At 64.5% G+C, this 1,327-nt stretch carries 1 protein-coding gene; it reads right to left on the minus strand.

Translation table 11 applies throughout. The features are described 5' to 3' along the window. Positions 1 to 17: 17 nt before the first annotated feature. Positions 18 to 1,061, minus strand: coding sequence for an IS110 family RNA-guided transposase (locus ON39_RS33970; protein ID WP_246003271.1), 1,044 nt, complete (start codon positions 1,059 to 1,061; stop codon positions 18 to 20). Positions 1,062 to 1,327: the final 266 nt, after the last annotated feature.

The raw sequence follows: 1,327 nt of genomic DNA on the forward strand, positions 1-1,327 counted from the left end.
AGATGCTCCTATGGATGTCAAGTGGTGGGTTGGGGTTGGTTTGTTGTGATGATCTGGTAGAGCTCGCGGGCGATGTAGCGTTTGAGGCAGCGGATGATTTCTTTTTTGGAAAGTCCTTCTGTGGAGCGTTTTTCGGCGTAGGCGCGGGTGCGGGGGTCATGGCGTAGGCGGCAGAGGACCACGCGGTAGAGGGCGGCGTTGGCTTGTCGGTCACCGCCGCGGTTGAGTCGGTGTCGCTGTGTTTTGCCTGATGATGCGGGAATGGGTGCGGTGCCGCAGAGCATGGCGAAGGCGGCTTCGGATCGGAGCCGGTCGTGGTTTTCACCGGCGGTGATCAGTAGTTGACCGGCGGTGTCGGTGCCGACACCGTGAACAGCGATCAGGGTGGGGTTGATGGCTGCCACGAGCGGGGCCAGCAGTTCGTCGAGGTCGGTGATCTCGAGGCTGAGTTGCTGGTGGCGCCGTGCCAGTGAGCGTAGCGCGATTTTGGTGGCGGTCATTGGGGTGGCGGCATCGGCGCGGTCGGGGCGCAGTGCCGCGCAGGTGGTGATCAGTGCGGTGACCGAGAGCCCGCGTAGTCGCCTGCGTAGTTCGTCGGCGGCGGTGACGATCAGCGACTTGATTTGGCGTTGCACGTCGGCGCGTTGGTCGATCGCCGAGCGGCGGGCCACTCGCAGGTTACGTAATGCCTCGATCCGGCCATCACGGTGTTTCGGTGTGCCGGTCCGGGTTCGGGCCAGAGCGGTCTTAGCGGCCGCGATCGCGTCGATCGGGTCTGATTTGCCTTGGAACCGGCGGGTTTTGCGGTCGGGACGATCGATCTCCACGATCCGGATCTGCTGGGCGTCCAGCAGCCGGGCCAGCCCGGCCCCGTAGGCGCCGGTGCCTTCCACCCCGACCCGCACCACTGACCCGAAGCCTTGCATCCAAGCCAGCAACGCTGCGTAACCAGCGGTGTCGGCGGGGAACTGGGCCGTGCCCAGTACCCGCCCGACCAGGTCGATCACCGCGGCGGTGTGGGTGTCGAGGTGAGTATCCACACCGCCGGCGATCTCGATCACCGGCGCGTGGTGGTGTCTAATGGAAGCCATTGTCGTCCTGTTGCTCGTCACGTGTGGGCAGGGCGGCACGCACCAGCCGGGCAACGCGGACACGACAGAGATGGGGCCTCTGGCCAGGCTCCTATGAAGTCACAACGCCACACCTGGTGGGTGCACACGAGCACCTCCCGCCCAGGCCGACAGATCTCGTCAAAGACCCGAAGTCAGTCATATGGAGGGTCAAACCTCAGCGGGAGGTGCTCACCTACATCCTCTCTGTCATATGG

It is taken from the genome of Nocardia tenerifensis NBRC 101015, from assembly GCF_000308715.1.
Lineage (GTDB): Bacteria > Actinomycetota > Actinomycetes > Mycobacteriales > Mycobacteriaceae > Nocardia > Nocardia tenerifensis.